The sequence below is a fragment of the Anaerocolumna sp. AGMB13020 genome (assembly GCF_033100115.1).
In the GTDB taxonomy this organism is placed as follows: Bacteria; Bacillota; Clostridia; order Lachnospirales; family Lachnospiraceae; genus Anaerocolumna.
On record NZ_CP136910.1, the window covers coordinates 461,091 to 478,436 of the forward strand.

General features: G+C 38.5%; 14 protein-coding genes. 5 read left to right on the forward strand and 9 right to left on the reverse strand.

Features of this window, described 5'->3' with window-relative positions:
• Positions 1-123: 123 nt before the first annotated feature.
• The 3 genes from R2R35_RS01960 to R2R35_RS01970 form a co-directional block, all read right to left on the reverse strand.
• Positions 124-2,733 carry an N-acetylmuramoyl-L-alanine amidase gene (locus tag R2R35_RS01960; RefSeq protein ID WP_317732818.1) on the reverse strand — a complete coding sequence of 870 codons (2,610 nt, stop codon included), beginning with the start codon at positions 2,731-2,733 and terminating at the stop codon, positions 124-126.
• Positions 2,734-2,892: 159 nt separating this feature from the next.
• On the reverse strand, positions 2,893-4,284 hold the full coding sequence (locus R2R35_RS01965) for a sensor histidine kinase (protein WP_317734727.1): 1,392 nt from the start codon (positions 4,282-4,284) through the stop codon (positions 2,893-2,895).
• A gap of 13 nt (positions 4,285-4,297) precedes the next feature.
• Positions 4,298-5,002 (reverse strand): response regulator transcription factor, encoded by a 705-nt coding sequence (locus tag R2R35_RS01970; protein ID WP_317732819.1) that lies wholly within the window; start codon positions 5,000-5,002, stop codon positions 4,298-4,300.
• A gap of 201 nt (positions 5,003-5,203) precedes the next feature.
• Between R2R35_RS01970 and R2R35_RS01975 the strand changes: the two genes are divergently transcribed.
• The 4 genes from R2R35_RS01975 to R2R35_RS01990 are packed head-to-tail and all read left to right on the forward strand — an operon-like array spanning position 5,204 to position 7,763.
• A complete protein-coding gene (locus R2R35_RS01975) occupies positions 5,204-5,959 on the forward strand; it encodes an ABC transporter ATP-binding protein (protein ID WP_317732820.1) in 756 nt (251 codons plus the stop codon).
• Positions 5,956-6,678 (forward strand): ABC transporter permease, encoded by a 723-nt coding sequence (locus tag R2R35_RS01980; RefSeq protein ID WP_317732821.1) that lies wholly within the window; start codon positions 5,956-5,958, stop codon positions 6,676-6,678. The genes R2R35_RS01975 and R2R35_RS01980 overlap by 4 nt, the downstream gene beginning before the upstream one ends.
• Entirely contained in the window at positions 6,675-7,445 is a 771-nt protein-coding gene (locus tag R2R35_RS01985; protein ID WP_317732822.1) for an ABC transporter permease, read from the forward strand. Before R2R35_RS01980 ends, R2R35_RS01985 begins: the two co-directional genes overlap by 4 nt.
• 42 nt (positions 7,446-7,487) lie before the next feature.
• Entirely contained in the window at positions 7,488-7,763 is a 276-nt protein-coding gene (locus R2R35_RS01990) for a hypothetical protein (RefSeq protein ID WP_317732823.1), read from the forward strand.
• A 212-nt stretch (positions 7,764-7,975) separates the two neighbouring features.
• On the opposite strand, the gene R2R35_RS01995 is transcribed toward R2R35_RS01990, so the two are convergent.
• Entirely contained in the window at positions 7,976-10,261 is a 2,286-nt protein-coding gene (locus R2R35_RS01995) for a beta-L-arabinofuranosidase domain-containing protein (RefSeq protein ID WP_317732824.1), read from the reverse strand.
• Positions 10,262-10,612: 351 nt separating this feature from the next.
• Here R2R35_RS01995 and R2R35_RS02000 point away from each other — a divergent pair, with 351 nt between their 5' ends.
• Positions 10,613-11,467 carry an AraC family transcriptional regulator gene (locus tag R2R35_RS02000; protein WP_317732825.1) on the forward strand — a complete coding sequence of 285 codons (855 nt, stop codon included), beginning with the start codon at positions 10,613-10,615 and terminating at the stop codon, positions 11,465-11,467.
• 136 nt (positions 11,468-11,603) lie between these two features.
• Here the strand turns inward: R2R35_RS02000 and R2R35_RS02005 are convergent, their stop codons facing one another.
• From R2R35_RS02005 to truA, 5 genes are all read right to left on the reverse strand, one after another.
• Positions 11,604-12,452, reverse strand: a complete 849-nt coding sequence (locus R2R35_RS02005) for a carbohydrate ABC transporter permease (protein WP_317732826.1) — start codon at positions 12,450-12,452, stop codon at positions 11,604-11,606.
• Positions 12,449-13,432 carry a carbohydrate ABC transporter permease gene (locus R2R35_RS02010; RefSeq protein ID WP_317732827.1) on the reverse strand — a complete coding sequence of 328 codons (984 nt, stop codon included), beginning with the start codon at positions 13,430-13,432 and terminating at the stop codon, positions 12,449-12,451. Before R2R35_RS02010 ends, R2R35_RS02005 begins: the two co-directional genes overlap by 4 nt.
• Positions 13,433-13,522: 90 nt before the next feature.
• Complete coding sequence (locus tag R2R35_RS02015; RefSeq protein WP_317732828.1) at positions 13,523-14,941, reverse strand: ABC transporter substrate-binding protein; 1,419 nt, start codon at positions 14,939-14,941, stop codon at positions 13,523-13,525.
• A gap of 312 nt (positions 14,942-15,253) precedes the next feature.
• Entirely contained in the window at positions 15,254-16,264 is a 1,011-nt protein-coding gene (locus tag R2R35_RS02020; RefSeq protein ID WP_317732829.1) for a substrate-binding domain-containing protein, read from the reverse strand.
• Positions 16,265-16,435: 171 nt separating this feature from the next.
• The gene (gene truA, locus R2R35_RS02025; RefSeq protein ID WP_317734728.1) at positions 16,436-17,182 is read right to left on the reverse strand and encodes a tRNA pseudouridine(38-40) synthase TruA; all 747 of its coding nucleotides are present in this window, start codon (positions 17,180-17,182) and stop codon (positions 16,436-16,438) included.
• Between the last annotated feature and the right edge of the window lie 164 nt (positions 17,183-17,346).

Sequence of the window (17,346 nt, forward strand, 5' to 3'; positions counted from 1 at the left end):
TTTAGGTATTCTCATTCATTCTGGTGCCGAATGGGGTGCTACCGATTCTATCTGGAAAGTATCAATCTTTCAGTTAAATCGATAAATTTCAAAACTCTGACATCTGGGTATAAAACATATAAATTACCTGTAGGTTGGATAGACATCAAACAACTGACAAATGGTATTATAGATAGCATATGCTGCATTTTCCTGAAAAACTTCGTCTGTCAGAAGGGTCAGCTCGCTCTTATTTGACATATATCCAAGCTCAATAAGAACTGCTGGAACATTCGCTGCTTTGGTTACCACTAAATTCTTGCTGGAAATATAACGTTTATTTGTCCCTAACTGCTCTGTCAGATTATCCAGTACGAAATTGGCCAGTATTTTGCTGTCCAAGCCTGAGGCCGTGCGGTTACTATTGGTACTGGTATAGTATATCTCTGTTCCTTTGGGTTCACTTTTTGTATTTGCGTTCATATGCAGGCTCACGAAAATATCTGCATTTACCTGATCTGCAATAGCAGGTCTTTCATAAAGTCCCAGGGAGGAGTCATCTGTTCTGGTATAATATACTTTAACCGGTGAATCCGGGCTGTTAAAGTATTTTTCAGCCAATTCATAAAGAATCTTAAGATTTAAGTCTTTTTCATAAACCGTCTTACCATTCATGGAACGCATCGCTCCCGGAGCAGAACCCCCATGCCCGGGGTCCAGTACAACAATATTCTGATAGATATCCCTGGGGTTACCAAGTGTAACGGTAACTTCTCCATTTCCCTGATCCTCCAGACGGAATCCCTGCAAAGCAGCAGTGTCGATAACAATCTGAGTCTCCCCTCCAATTACCAAAAGACCTGCTGTGTTGATCACATCATCAGACCAGCTAATCGCATACTGGTTGTAAAAAGAAGCCCATTCACCTGGTATCTTAATGATAATGCGATTTTTCAGATACTGATCTTCTGTGGTAATTTCACTGTAAGACACTCCATCAGGAAGTTTAAAGCGCAGAGAATAATCACCGCCACCGCTACCACTCTCTTTGTTAAATACTACGATACAGGTATTGCCGTTCTGTTCTACTCGATAGTTATCCTTGGAATTCTTAACAAAGTTAATTACTGTGTTATTCCCAAGAGCAGAGGTCGTGACAGATTTTATAGCGGTTAATGAGGTCTGAATACTATTATCTCCTGTACCATTAACCGTAGAAGGAAATTGCAAAGTTACGGTATCTCCCGTCTCCTTAACCTGAGCCTTAAGGCCCTTCATACCGGTTATCTTAAGGTATTCCTTGCCCTGTGAAACTCCAGCTTCTATCCGGTTTACTATGTTTCTGTAAAGTTTTACGTATAAGATGCAGCCATCGGCAGACTGGGACAATTCATACTTAAAACCAGTCTCTGAAAGGTTAAAACCGATATTAACTGCCGTAGCAGCCGTTGTATCCATAGTTGCAGTTACACTTTGAGCAAGTAATCCGTTTGCATAAAAAATCTGATAATTTGTAGTAGCATTATTAATATGCAGATTAAGTAAACCGTTACTGCTTGTCAGGGCAGCCTTACTAAATGGTAGATTTCCATAGATCGCAAAGGTCTCACTGTTTGCAGTATTATCTGATTTTGTAATTGCTGTAATATAAGAAGTCGCACTTTTATCCTGTGAAATTTCTGTTGTTTCAGTCAAGCCATTTAATTTGTTATATTCCTCCGTAAGTGCTACTGACAAATCCCAATGAAAAGCTATGCTGTCGGGTACAGGTGTTGCTGGTGAACCAGTTCCCCCTGTAGTATCCGGAATAGGAATAATCTCGCTCTTTGTCAATACTGAGGTTTTAGAGGCAGAATTCCATATATAGTCATAACCCAGGCTGGCAGCAACAAAGCTGGCCGGAACCATAATATAATCTGTACTATTATCCAGATTGGTTATAAGCAGCGGTGCTGTATCCATGGTTCTTTCTCTTCCGTTGACAAGTGCTGTTTTCTGGCCCATGGTCAGCACCACTTCCGTGCTGTCTTTTGTAAGGGTTAATACACCGGAAGCTTTATCATACTGATATTCTGCACCCACAGCGGATTCTGAATATACCTTAACCCCTTGTACCAAAGTCGTATTATTCATAATTATTCCCGGCATGTCACTGACATCAACTGCTTCTCCGTCAACTGTCACCAGCCCTCTTGTACCTGTGTAGTTCACTTCTTTTCCATTGTATGAAATATGTAAAGGATTCGTTATGCATCCAGTTACGGTACTGTTATTCCATGTATACACGCAGCCAAAACTATTTGCAACAAATTCAACGGGGACCAGAAACTTTATCTTACCCGATTCTTTAAACTTAACTTTTACTGCCGCTTGCGGCATTGTAACTTTCTTATTGTTTAATAATGCCGTTTTACTGCCAGCCGTAAGAACAAGTTTCGTCTTGTCGGAAGACAGGGTCAGCACACCTTTTTTATCATTATAGGAAGCTGTCAATCCAATAGGTGACTTTACAAACACCTCAAGATAGGAGGCTAAGGATGTTCCGTCAATAATGACTCCAGGGGTTCCTTTCATATCAAGGTTGTTCCCGTCAAAGCTGTATTTAACCTGTTTACCTGTATATTTCAGAGTTTTTTTGGTATTGTAAAAATAAAGATTTAACTGGGTTGCTGCTGAAACCTCTGAAATAGGGATGAACAGTAGAATCAAGGTCAGTAATCCCAATATACTCCATTTGATAATTTTATTCTTCATCTTAACCTCTATTCTTGCGCACGCTCTTTGCGCATACCAAGTTTGTGGTGCACAAGCACAAACTTGCGGTTGAAAATTTTATTTTTCAACCTGCTCCCCTTTTATCTTAATTTTACTGTGAAATCTATTCTATAGATTATTACAGATTGTATTAACCCACTAATGTATTTGCTTTAGGTCTATTTCGACAGAAAAACCCCCATAAGAACTGTTTTCAATTTTTACACTTCCTTGATGGGCAGCAATAATCTGTTTTACGATCAGCAATCCCAAGCCATGCCTCTGCTCCGTTGTATTTTCATCACACACCATGTAATGTGGTGCGTTATTTAAGCTGATCAGTGTATTCTTATCTGCTCCGATTCCATCATCTTCTACTTTGATCAGACAATGACCTTGCTTCTCTTCTACAGAGACATATATACAGCAGCCTTCTTCATTGTGATTTATGGCGTTCTGAATCAGATTTGCGATTGCTCTTTTGAACAACGCCTTATCTCCAGCTATCATACAGAGGTTTATATCCTCTTTTGTTGTCCAGATAATAGGATGTTCTGCTAATCCAAGATTCAGAAAGTCAACAACAGCCTGTCGGACTATGGTTACTGCATTAATATTCTCAAGATTTACCGGCTGCATATTATATTCAAGCTTCGAGGCAAGATTCAGATCCTGTATCAGATGCTTCATCCGCTCACTTTGATGCCTTATGACAGAAGCCTTCTTCCTTGTGTCTAAGGGAAGATTTATATCCTCTTCCAATTGTCCTGCATATCCCATTACCATGGAAAGTGGTGTTCTGATATCATGAGACACTCCAGCAATCCAGTTTGCACGAGCGGTATCTTTCTTTTTCAGCTGATTGTTCTTACCCTTTAGTACCTCTGAAGTTCGGTTGATATTTGCTGCAATCTCAGACATTACACCTTTTTCAGGCAAATAGACTCCTTTTTCTTCCGGCAGATCCTGAATTCCCTCCAGAAGAGGTTTTAAGGATTTAATCAGTTTTGTATTGGCAAAAAAATAAATCAGGAATATTATCAGGATATTTCCAGCCAAAACACACAGAACTATCTGGGGCAGCTGCGCAATAAAATCATAATCCCAGCTGTTATACATGTGCTTCCAATAACTTGTTTTCGGAAAACCAACGACTGTAAGTCCCGCCGCCCCTTTTCCTGTAAAGGTTGGATAATCCTTTAAATAACCTCTGGTCAGAGACACGATATCTGAGAGGGTATATTCCTTGGGTATCTCTTCCGGTAAATTATCTGTGTGCCAGATTACCTTATGCGACTCATTATCAATAAGAATTGCCCACGCTTTATTCTGAACAAGCTTCTCTGTCATCTCTGAGGATAGTTTATAGTCCCCTGATTTCTGTACAGTAATTGCCTTAGCTGTCTGACTTGCCATCAGCCAGGGTGAGCCACCTTTATTCTGCTGTATTCCTATTATTGCAATTGCCAGTATATTAAATACCAGGAGCAGAAAACTGCTTAATACCAAAAGCCCAAGAAAGCGCCTTATAAGTTTGGGTATACTTTTCATCACACTTTAATTCTCATCTCCCCTCCGTAAGCAATCTGTAGCCAAGCCCTTTTATGGTTAAAAGCGACTGTGGTTTCGAGGGGTTTTCTTCTATCTTTTCTCTGATTCTTCTTATATGTGCCATGAGGGAATTTTCATATCCAAAAGGATTTTCTCCCCAGGCTGCTTCACAAAGAGCATCAATGGTTACGATTCTTCCTGCATTACGGTAAAGGACCTGAAGTAATTCATATTCCTTTGCTGTTAACGGAATAGTTTCCTCCTTCTTTCTTACAACCGCTCTTTCAAAATCAATTTCACTGTCTGCCAGCTTGACCAGTGGTTTCTCATACTTATAGCTCCTGTGGAGTATTGCTTTTATTCTGAATAAAAGCTCCTTGGGAAGAAAAGGTTTTACTACATAATCATCAGCACCAAGCCCAAAACCCCTGAAACGATCCTCATCTTCTCCTCTTGCTGTTAAGAAAAGTACCGGATAATCCCCTGACTTCTTTAACTGCTGCAACAGTTCAAAGCCATCCCCATCAGCCAGCATTACATCAAGCACCGCCAATTCAGGCTGTACCCTGGAAGCTGTAAGAACCGCTTCTTTCACACTGTTTGCAGTGTAGATATTTTGATAACCCTCCTCTTTTAATATGGAAACTAACATATTGATAAGTTCCTGTTCATCATCGACTAACAGGATACGTTTTTGTTTAAGGAATTCAAATTCCATCCGTTCTCCTTCAGTGTTAATACTTTATATTTATCCTAATGTACAAATTTCAGCTTTATTCCTGCTTCCAATTCAATTATACCACAAATTATGGAGAATTTTACTTGAAAGGAAAAAATGTAAGGTAATCGTAAGGATATGGGAAGGTTGCTACAAGGTTGATGTTATAGACTTAAGTTGTAATCAGAAAGGAGTCAATTTATGAATATTATTGAAACAAAGAATCTTACAAAGAGTTATTCCGATTTTACAGCCGTTTCAAATGCAAACCTTCACATTCAAAAAGGGTCTATCTATGGTTTTCTGGGTCCCAATGGAGCAGGCAAGTCTACTACTATGAAAATGTTGTTGGGACTTATAAAACCTACAAGTGGGTCTTTTTCCATTGCCGGCATGAACTACCCATATAACCGCCAAGAAATCCTAAGGCAAATTGGTTCCTTTATCGAATCTCCTGCTTTCTATGGCAATCTTACCGGAGAAGAGAATTTATATATCCTGCAAAAGATCTTGGGTCTTCCAAAGAGCAGTGTAGAAGAAGCCCTGGAATTAACAGGCCTTACGAAATATCGGAACCGACTGGCAAGAAAATATTCGTTAGGAATGAAACAACGACTTGGCCTTGCGGGAGCATTAATCGGCAGGCCACCTATTCTTATTCTGGATGAACCAACCAACGGCTTAGACCCTGTAGGTATACACGAGATAAGGACTCTTATCCGCAGCCTGCCTCAGAAATTTGATTGTACTGTATTAGTTTCTTCCCATCTGCTCTTTGAAATTGAACAAATAGCCGATGATATCGGTATTCTTAATCATGGTAATGTTCTCTTTGAAGGAACCTTGGAAGAATTGAAAACAGATGCTTTAGCCAAAGGTTTTCCCACAGAGAATCTGGAAGACACCTTTCTTGCTATAATAGATGAGGATAACAGGAAAAGGAGTAGCAATTTATGAGTCTTATGATAGAATTCAAGAAACTGAAGAGGACAGGTTTTCTCCCCGCTATTCTTATAGGCGGATTATTCGCCTCAGCAATTCCTTTGGCAAATATGTCTTTTCGTTCTTCTATTTATGTCAAGCTTTCAGAATCACCTTTACAAATACTATTTACGGCTAATTGGAATCCGGTAGCTTTGCTGAATCAGTTACTGATGATAGCTGCTGCCTGTATACTGTATCAGATTGAATTTGCGGACAATGGCAGGGATAAGATGGAGACATTACCAATAGGACAGGGGTTTGCTTTTATATATAAGTTTATCCTCTTAGGCTTATCCTACATAGCTTTTCTGTTAATGGAAGCTACTGCTCTTACTATCTGTACTGCGAAATGGTTTACAATTTCTGATGGATTTTATACAGAACTCTTAAAAAACCTCGGCTTTTTAGTTCTACTTGCACTGCCTTCCGTAGCTCTCATGACTGTTATCTCATCGGCCTGTAAGAATATGTGGATTTCCTTAGGGATTGGAGTTATACTCCTTTTTACTGCAAATGTTATACCTTCTGCCGGATTTCCACTGTCTCTATTTCCTTTTGCCCTTCCTTTTCGGCAGTTCTATCTGATAAAAGCGGCAGAAATCACTGGATATCTATGTTTCAGCCTTGTGGAGACAGTTATTTTTATATTTACAGGGGTTGTTTATAACAGGATAAGGAGGAGGTTACAGTGAAATTAATTGAATTAATCGGCATCGAATTACAGAAAATCAAACGCTCCAAGATATTATTGATCCTCATACTGCCAGCTATCATACTTTGGATACCGGCAGTAGCCAATGCTGGCATTAATTTTAACTATCATAAAGAAGGAATTTCACCAGAAAACTCATTTTTTATACAGACTCTTCTGGGTTTTGCCTGGTTTATGTATCCAGCCGGTATGGTAATTAATACCGTTCTTTTAACGCAGACGGAAAGAGGTGGCAGAGGTATGGTCAAAATGCTGTCACTGCCAATAAATAGACAGCAGTTATGCGTTGCTAAGTTTATCGTCCTGTTGATACTGGCTGCTGCACAGATTTCCATTACAACATTGTTGTATTATCCCAGTGCTCTTCTGGCATCTCATATACAGGATTATAACTTCCTCCTCTCCCCGCTGCAGGTATGGAAAGAGGCAGGGTTACTGTTTATGTCTTCCTTGCCAATGGCTGCCGTGTTCTGGTTAATTGCTGTCTGTATCCGCACTCCTGTCTTTGCAGTCGGAACCGGTCTGGCTTCCATCGTACCTTCAATCATTTTAATAAACAGTAAGGTATGGTTTATTTATCCAATGTGTTACCCTTTCTATGTAATAACCACGGAATATGGAAAACTGGCAAGTAACTTTGATACCTTTTCTTTGACTTTAATTCCCTGGATTCCTGTAGCTATTGCTCTGCTGGTTATAAGTACGGGTATTTCCTGCCTTTTATTTGGCAGAAGCGAGAACCGTTAACCTTTATAGATTTATCATTGATGAAATCAGAAAAGAGGCGTTATGAAAAAAAATAAGATAATCACTGTATTATGTACCCTAATGCTATTTATACCCTGGTCATTGATTGTTCTAAGGAGCAATGACTGGGCACTGAAATCACCTACGGCGGAAATTATGATAGGCTGTTACTCTGCTTTTATGGTATTTGGGGGGATTTTTACGATTGCTAATTATATAAAAAACCATAACCAGAATGTCCTTATGAAAATTTGCCTTATTATAAATGGAATGTATGGAATCGTTGGTGCTGTTGCTTTGTTGTTAATGTTAATTTGATTCCTGCTATAATAATTCACTATTTTCATATCAAACAAATGCCGCTATAAAAGAGGGTGCTGTTAAAGGTCAGGACGAATCCTTTAACAGCACCCTCTAACTTATTCATATCTGTACCAGCCAATTCATTAATGAATATGTTATAAGTTTAAAAAATTCAGTTTATATCAGGTACAAAGAGTTTGAGCTTTGATATTTTTCTTTCGCTCTCTCTATAACTCTCTGTGTATCGTTAAATAATCCCAGATACTAAATTCCTCATTTGTTTTCTCTGCCTGCAGTCTTATCGTTACCTGCTTCTTACCAGCAATTAAATTCTCAGGAATCTTAAAGCTTTTGCGAACCAATCGTTCTTCCTCTTCATCTCCTATAACATACTTAACGAAAAGCTCTCCATCTATCGTTATAAGGACAGTTTTTCCGGAATCCCATCTGTGAAAGCCTGCTGCTAAAATATTTACCGCTTCCGGATCTACTTCCATTTGGTAACTGAGCCAGCCCTTGGCTTTTATTACACGTCCGACAAACCCTAAACGTTCTCCATTGTGCGTAAATTCACTTTGAATATTATGAGAAAGTTCATACTGATCATTGCTGACAGGTACTCTGTCTATTACAGCTTGTTCAAACCTCGCCTTCTCTTTTTCGGCATTAATCTGCGCTGCCATCTCAGAAGAATTTTCGCCATACAGCTTCCAGTAGATTCCGTATCTTTCTTCATATTGCTTATAATGAGGAGTGAATATTAAGTTATCATCCTCATCGGTGCCTTTCAGCCGAAATACCAGTGCCCCATTTTCTTTTTGGAGATTTTCTGAAAGATTATCAAACCATTCCTTAAGATCACCTTTAATAACGATATAGTCCTTTATCTCAAATTCTTTTAAAGGGATATCAACTGCTACGCCTGTCTGTCTAATCTTCATTTCTGCTTTCCCCAGTGCAGCACTTAATACAACAGGTCCATAAGCAAAGGCATATACATTAGGGTTATCAGGCAAGGTGACTGCTCTGACTGCTAACGGAAATTCAAGGGAAACCATATCCTCTGCTTTCCACTCTTCCTCAAGTACGATATACCTATCCTTTGGTGAAATCAAGAAAGGTACTCCATTTACGCTACCTTTCACTTCCCCGTTGACCCATTCAGGAATTCGTATTTTTAGGGCAATTTTATTGTTTTCCTCTCCTGGGGATACTATCTTAATAGTAACTTCATTGCTTTCTGGAAGGTTGGCATATTGTATTATTCTGATTCCCTTCTCCTCCCAGTTGATTTCCGAGTTCACAAATCGGTTAATATACAGGCTATTTTCATCGTAATAGTAAATTCCATCATTTAATTTCGTGAAGTTCTCCATTCCGGTTCCCGTGCAACACCAGAATTTATCAAAGGGGGTACCGTACACCTTAAAAAATCCAGAGGCCATGGGTTGGAAATAGGTTGTCATTCCAGTTTCCGGATTCTGTGAGGACAGAATCGAATTTATTTGTGTCCTTTCATAGAAGTCAGCATATTTTCGTTCTCCTGTAGCCTGAAACAGCAGCTTTGACAGCTTGAGCATGTTATAGGAGTTACAGGTCTCACAATTACAATTGGTTCTTTCTTTATCAAGGATATCCGGAAGCCCGAAATGCTCCCACTCGCTGTTGCCTCCGGTAATATAGGTATGATGCTCTGTTACCATCTCCCAAAAGCCTTGTGCTGCCCTCAGATAAAATTCCTCTCCTTCTCCCAATACCATATAACGGTTTAAAGCACCGATTATTTTCGGTATGGTGGTATTGGCATGTTTATTATTTAATATATCTCTGCCCTCTGCCATTGCCTCAAGCAATGGTAGTTCATCAAAACTATGAGCAGCAGCCAGATGCTCTGGTTTCCCAGTTATCTTGTACAGTTCATACAGGGCATCATTCATACCCCCGTATTCCACCGATAATACTCTCTGTTGTAATTCTTCTGACCAGGCGGAGGTTCTCTTATATACCCAGTCACCTAATGCAGAGGCTATCTCAAAAGCTTCCTTCGATTCTGTTGTATTATAAACAGAGATGATACCTGCCAGAATCTTATGCATGGTATACCAGGGTACCCAGGCAGGTCTTCGGTTCTCCACCCTGTCAAACAATTCTTCGGTAGAGGCAAATAAAAAGCCATCTTCTGTCTGGCAGTTCTTTAACTCAGAAATAAGGTAAGCAAGTTTGTCTTTTATCTCCTCTGAGCCTGTGTTTTCATAAGCCTGAGCAAGTGCAGTAAGATAATGACCCAGGGTATGTCCCTGTATCTCCGTGCTTTCCCATCCAGGATATCTCTCCGCTCTTCCTTCTTTGCCTTGTCTTTCATAGAAACCGGCAAGTAGTCTATCTGGTTCCAGCGCTGTAAGATATTCCAGCTCTTTCTGCAATGCATTATTACTGTAAGCATCGGTTATCTTTACCTTATCCAGTTTAAAAGCCCTGATTTCAGGTGTGTGTATTCTACCCGCTATGTTCATTTATCTTTCCTCCGTTAAGATATCAATATTTGACTGCTCTCATTATAGCAACTATGAACCCCTGAGAAAATAGCAGAACACTCGATTAGGTGTCATTTCGTTATATGTACTTTAATTATATCTCAACGAACTGATATCTTTCTAATATTTTTAACCGAACATAATAACTGTTTACACATAAATTATTTACTTTTCACTTGTATTACTATATAATTTTACTATATATTTCTTTCCATCCATCATAAGATGCTTTACAAAGAAAGTTTGTTTTGGTGTAATTACGTTAGGTTTATAAGATTATCGGAATTGGAATCAGAGAGAAACACCGGAACGTGTAGAAAAGAGGTAACCATGGAGATTTTTGAATTTGATGTCAGAGAGCCTTTAGCTTATCAGTACACAGGAAAGTTTAAAGCACCATCTCCTGAATGGAAGCACGAAGCCTTTCCTCTAAATGAATATGAATTGTTTGTTATTACAGAAGGTTGTCTCTATATAGCGGATAATAACGGACGTTACACCGTCAGTAAAGGAGAGCATCTACTACTGACACCTACGCAGAATAATATGCGCACTGGTTTTCAGCCCTCGGACTGCAGTTTTTACTGGCTGCATTTTCGGGCTCCTCATGGAATAATAAAGAAAGAAAAGGATAAAGAGCTTCCCCTTGACTCTCAAAAGATCTATCTTCCTCTTCAGGGTACTTTACCTGCTGTTGAGAAGGTTATTATACTGATGAAGCAGCTGCAGGATTCTGTTCGCTCGAATTATGATCCGAATTTTATCAATTATACCACCACTATTATTTTATGTGAGATTTATAATCAGTTTTTCCCTAAGAAAGCTGCTTATATATCCGATTCCAACCGTCAGATTTACAATGATATCCTGGATTATATCAGACTTACCATCTATAAAAGCATTAAAGTATCTGATATTGCAGAGCATTTTGGTTACAATGAGAAGTATCTTTCCCATTTATTCAGTACCATAGAAGGTCTGCCCTTAAAGCAATATATCCTAAAGGAGAAAATGGATCAGGCGAAATATATGCTTACAGACACCAATGATACCATCAATCAGATCGCTGCTGCCTTAAGTTTTACAGATAATCATAATTTTATGAAAGCCTTCAAGAAAATCGTGGGCTTTACTCCCACTGAATATAGAAATGCCTACTCCAAAAGACTCCTATATGATAAATAAGGCCAAGAATTTTAAGAAGCCACCAGAAGAAGCCATAAATATACCTCGCAGATATCCTAAACGGTATATTTATGGCTTCTGTTCCAAGTTCTATATGGTGCGTATCTTTAACTGATGGGTAAACCGGCAATTGTTCTTATCCTTTTACAGCTCCATTTGTTAATCCGCTGTAGATCTGCTTCTGGGCTAAAATAAAGATAATGAGCGCCGGAATCATAGTAATCAATACGCCAGCACAGATATAGTTATACTGGCTCCCCAAGGGGCCGGTAAAGGTAAAGAGAGAAGTTGATACGGTAACCAGTGTTGTTTTCGTCTGCAGGTAGAGGTTAGACATATAATATTCGTTATAGGTACCAACCCCTTTTAAGATCATAACCGTAATAATAGCAGGTTTTAATAAGGGCAGTAATATCTTAAAGAATACTCCAAAGTAGGTGGCTCCGTCCATAATAGCCGATTCATCCAGCGAAAGTGGTATATTTTCAAAAAACTGAATGAAGATATAGATTCCGATAACATCTGCTCCCATTAGCAGTATCATATAACCCGGCAGTGAATTAATGAGATTTAATTTGTACATTATCTGATAAACTGTTACCTGTGTTGCAATTCCCGGAATCAATGTAGCAAATAGGAAAAGATTACGCAGCAGGTTGTTGCCCGGAAAGGAAAACCGGTTAAGTATATAAGCCAGCATGGTTCCAAACATGATGGACCCGGCCAGGACAACTACAAGAACAAGAGCTGAATTAAAAAAAGCAACATTCATATTAGCTTTCTGCCAGGCAATCTGAAAATTCTCAAAATACCCCCAACTCTCCGGCAAAGTCATTACATTGGTGGATCTGTATTCACTGTCTGTTTTAAACGCTGTAATAACACAGACAACAATAGGAAGTATGGATATAAAAGCCATTAGGACAAGGGAGGCGTATTTACCCAGAACTCTCAGGAAGTATCCAAATTTCTGAACGAAGGTCATTTTGTTCCCTCCTTTTTACCTAATTTTCTTGCCGTTTTTCTGGATACATCACTGTCATTATCACCGGCTAGTGAAAACCCGATTCTCTGTAGTATTGTAACAATAACAATAATAATCATTAAAAATACAGCCATAGCCGAAGCAAGGCCGACCTTCTGATACCTGTGAGCGATGTTGTGCATCATCAGGAAATAGGTAGAGGTTCCAAAAGTTCCTCCGGTAATAACAAAAGGAGGTTCAAAGGCACTTAATGAACCAGTAATGGATAATATCAGATTAAGCATAATGATTGTTTGAATACTGGGCATAATGATATATCGAAACTGCTGCCATCTATTTGCTCCGTCAAGTCCGGAAGCTTCATATAAATCATTATCCACGGACATAATAGCACCAATGAATAACACCATATTCTGGCCCATATAACGCCAGATTGATGTAGCTGCCAGAGAGTAGTTATTGATTTTCGTATCCTTCAACCAATAAGGCAGACTGTCTGTGGAAAAACCAATCCAGGACAGAACCGTATCAAGAACAAAACCTCTGGTATAAAAGAACTTGAAAATAAATCCTACTGCAATTCCGCATACCAGATAAGGAAAAAAGATTGCACCTTTAAAAAACCCTCCGGCCTTTGTCTTAAAACTTAATAAGGTGGCAAAATAAAGGGCAAGAGCTAACTGTATTATTGATGCTCCCATATAATACAAACTCAGTTTAAAGGTCTGAAGAATATCCTTTCTCGTCAATACCTCCATGTAATTGTCTAATCCCACAAAAGTTCTGCTTCCAATGTATTTCATATCATATAAACTAAACCGTATCATATTAAAAAACGGCAGATAAGTAAAGGTAAACAGTAAAAGCACCGGTATGAACATAAAACTTATTATTATAATCGTTCTCTGTACTTTTCTTCTGCCCAGCCATTTCTTCAGACTAAATGGTTCTTTTGGTGCTAGAGACCCTGTATCACTCATTGATACCCTCCTGTCAACAGAAAAACTTTTGCAAAAGTACGGTCCAGTCCGTCTTTTGCAAAAGCATTTTCTTTATGAAATTTATAAGAATTATTCGTTAACTTTGATATCCAGTTCCTTTTGAGTATCTGTCCATTTTGTATTCCATTCATCAATAATATCTTTCAGAGGTGTACCGCTAAGCGCAGCTTCTACCACCGCCTGAACATGGGCATTATCAGCATTTAAGCCAACTTCTGATTTTGTGTTGAGGTCATTAAAAAGAGTCTCTTCACCAGCAGGAGCCGGATTATCAACTACTAATTCTACATCCTTAAAAGCATCAAGTACTGCAGGATACTCAGCACCTTTTACAATAGGAATACCACCCTCATCAAAAGCAAAATTAGATTTTTCAGTTAACCATTTCACATAGAGCAAAGAAGCGATTTTATTGTCATCCGAAGATTTTGCATTGATTCCATAACAATAATCAGGTCCTGCAGATGCATACTGTTTCCCATTTACTGAGATGGGGAAAGGCATATAGCCTATATCATCCGCATTATCACCTGCCTGCTGCATCTGAACCACTGCCCAGGAGCCAAGTACCATGGTTCCAATCTCTCCTTTGTTGATCATACCTTTACTGCCTTCCCAGTCTGTTGTTGTGGGGTCATCTTCAACCAGACCTCTTTTTACAGCTTCATACAGGGTGTAATATACTGCATATGGTCCAGTTTGGTCACCTTTGTCAGTAAAAGGGTTCTTCCCATGAACCAGTTTATTATTCATATAATCTGGATCACCAGTTGCTGAACCTCCGATATATGCATCCCAGGCACCCATGGTCCAGCCGGCAGCAAAATTCGTATATAAAGGAATAGCCTTTGTTTTATCTTTGATTTTCTTAAGAGCGTCCAGGAATTCATCAGGTGTCTTTGGCAGGTTTGTTATACCAGCATCCGAAAATACTTTTTTATTATAAACTACACCTTGGGCATTACCTGTGGAAGCAATACCATACACCTGACCATCTAAGGCGAAGTTATTAATAAATTCGTAATTCGCACCTATTTTATCTGTAGTACCAAAGGACTGGAAAAGATTCGGTAATTCTTTCTTATCGACTGTGGTGGGAATCATCATGATGTCACCCCAGTTACCGGTGGTAAGTCTTATGGTAACATCATCTGCATAATTCGTAACGGCTTCATATTCTATCTTTATGTTAGGATAGAGTTTTTGAAATTCTGTGATATAATCTTTGAACTTGGTATCTACGATATCGGTTCTGTGCGTTAACACTTTGATAGTGGCGGAAAGATCTTTATAATCCTCCCCCAGCTTAACAGTATCAATCGTTGGTATTCCATTGTCAGTATTGTTATTATTACCTGTTGTACTCGTAGGCGTCGGAGTAGTGTTATTGTTGTTTCCCTGGTTTTTATTACCACAGGCAGCAAGTGAAAACACCATCACGGCAACTAACATTACACAAATAAATTGTTTCAAGAAAATTTTCTTCATTACGATGTAACCTCCCTTGGTTAGGTAATTTTAAGTTATCGATAACTTATAGTAATCTAATACAAATATTCTTTGTAGAAGATTCTCTCCTATATTTTGGCTAATTTTTTGCCAAATATACATATACTGTAAATTTTAAACACCATAAGCAGTAGGATTATTTTCTTGATTATTATCTTTTCAAAGCGTAAAAAATACGCATAACAACAAAAGAGAGAGCCAAGGCTCTCTTCTATGTTCATACGTATGAAGGATTCAAAGGTTGAAATTTATGAATAACTTTTTGATAAACAAACTTCATCATATTACTGATTAGTTGCTTATTCTTTTAACAGAATCCCTTATAATAAGCTTTCCGTTTATTACCACTCTACCTATGCGGTAATTCTCTCTCTCAATTTTACTTATTATAGCCTCAACCGCCTGCTCTGACATCGCTTGGATATCAACCTCAACCGTTGTTAGTTTGGGACTTGAAAGTGTAGCATAGATATAATTATCAAAACCTACAACAGAAATATCTTCTGGAACTTTATAACCCTTTTTCTTTAATTTATTAATTAACAGATAAGCAACACCATCATTGTTACAGACAAATGCTGTTGGCATTTTTTCCGGAAACTCTATATTTATATAGGAACCATCTTCGCTGCGATCTGCCAGAACCCATTCTTCTCTTAAGTTAATTCCATTGGAAAGCAAGGATTTGTAATAACCGAGATACCTGTCAAGAATACTGCTGGTAGATAAGATATTCCCTACAAAGGCAATGTCTTTATGTCCCTGAGCTATCAGGTGATTCGTCATAATAAAAGATCCATAAAAACTATCACTTACCACAGAATCGATTTCCAGCAGTTCATCATAGAAATCCAGGAATACCAATGGTATAGCCATACTATTTATAAGACTGACATAATCAAAGCTCATCTGCCCAAGAATGATTACACCATCAACCTTATTATTCTGGATAACATTAGGCAGAAGTAACTTTTTCTCCGTATCACGGGTAATAATTTCCATAATTCCGTAATAATCCACCTTTGACAGTGCTTTGATAACACTCTGGTACATCTTAAGGTAAAATGCATCACCATCGTCTCTGATAAACCTGTCCGCTACAATTATACCAACATTATAGCTCTTGCCTTCTTTCATATTTTTAGCAAGTGTATTATAACGGTATCCCATTTCTTCTGAGAGCTTTTTAATCCTATCCTTTAACTCTTCGCTTACTCCATCTTTATCTGATAGTGCTTTAGAGACCGTAACAGTACTAATATTCAATCTTTGAGCAATATCCTTCATAGTTACGTTCTTCATCTAAACCCTCCGTTTAATTATCCGCATCTGATATAAATTATAGCGTTTTTTCGAAGGATAATCAATGTGAAAACGTACTAAATTTAGCTAATATTTTGTTAACATTAACTAATTTTAAGTAATTATATTAATTATATTTTTTATTGAATAAATCAGAACACCCAAAACTTTTTACTCATATTTTACATCCTGTAGAAAAAGCCCCTTAGCCTCCGCAGTTTCGCCGGCTTTGCTTCTCTCACCGCTTAACAGGATTTCATCCAGGTATTCAGGTACTATCTTGCCTTCACCGATCTCCATCAAGGTACCGGCTATGATTCTTGCCATATTAGGCCAGAAATCATCTGCCTCCATAATGATGTCCACTGAATTGATATCTGCCTTAATCTGTATGCTCTTCATTACTCTGACGGTTGATTTCTTCATTCGTTTATTATCTGAGAATGCTTTGAAATCATGTTCTCCTACCAGTTTCTCTGCTGCTTTTCTCATAAGTGATACATCAAGCTTATGAAAGCAATAATAGTTGTATTTTCTATCAAAAACAGAAGGCACCTCACCCGTGGTAATCTTATAAATGTATTGAAACGCCTTTGCATTAAAGCTGCTGTGGAATCGGTCCGGCACCTCAAATACCTCCAAAACTGCAATATCTCTTGGCAGATAACGGTTCAAATAATGCTTTATTTCATATAGCTTCATATCTGTATTCGTCTTAAAATTGGCTATCTGTCCATAGGCATGAACACCTGCTTCCGTTCTTGCCGCTCCAATTACCTCGACCTTTTCATTTTCCATTTTACTAAGTATGCTCTCCAGCTTGTCCTGAATTGTTATACTTTTATTGTTGCCAGGCTGCTTCTGCCAGCCGTCATACCTCGAACCATCATACTCCAACACCAGTTTAATATTGCGCATCAAAAAATATTCCTCTCTTTTCTTATATATACTCCGGAAAAACCGGAGTTCCTTCTACCTTACATTATTATATAATTAGACACAAAAGTAAATAGAGAATAGAAAGATATTGCCGATTAAGCCTGCAGCAAACGTACACAAATTGTACGCTTCTGCACACATAA